We start from the raw sequence: 499 nt of genomic DNA, 5'->3' as shown, positions 1-499 counted from the left end.
TGATCGACGACATGCTCAATGCGCTGCTGTTCGCATTGATCGGCCTGGAGCTGTTGCTGCTGCCGTTCAACTGGATGCACCTGGCGGCCGGCGGCGTGCTGGCGCTGGCAGTGCTGCTGTCGCGCCTGCTGACGGTGGCCCCGGCGATCGTGCTGCTGCGGCGCTGGCGCCCGGTGCCCAAAGGCACGGTGCGGGTGCTGACCTGGGGTGGCCTGCGCGGTGGCGTGTCGGTGGCACTTGCACTGTCGCTACCGCTGGGCGAGGAACGGGACCTGCTGCTGTCGATCACCTACGTCGTGGTGTTGTCGTCGAGTCTGGTGCAGGGGTTGAGCATTGGGCGCGTGGTGCGCAAGGTCAGCGCCCAGCCTTGAGAATGCCGGGGCCGCTTTGCGGCCCATTCGCGGGTAAACCCGCTCCTACAGGTTTGCGTACCCCTGGAGGAGCGGGTTCACCCGCGAAGAGGCCGGCACAGGCAACCAGAATCTATTCGACTGCCGAA

1 protein-coding gene is annotated in these 499 nt (G+C 66.5%); it reads left to right on the top strand.

Annotation, left to right across the window (positions count from 1 at the left end):
• Positions 1-371 (top strand): cation:proton antiporter (locus F6X68_RS33115; protein ID WP_192581666.1); only part of this gene is annotated, 371 nt, incomplete at its 5' end.
• Between the last annotated feature and the right edge of the window lie 128 nt (positions 372-499).

The sequence above is a fragment of the Micromonospora sp. AMSO12t genome, assembly GCF_008806585.1.
Lineage (GTDB): Bacteria > Actinomycetota > Actinomycetes > Mycobacteriales > Micromonosporaceae > Micromonospora > Micromonospora reichwaldensis.
This window is presented reverse-complemented; position numbering and strand designations above follow the sequence as displayed.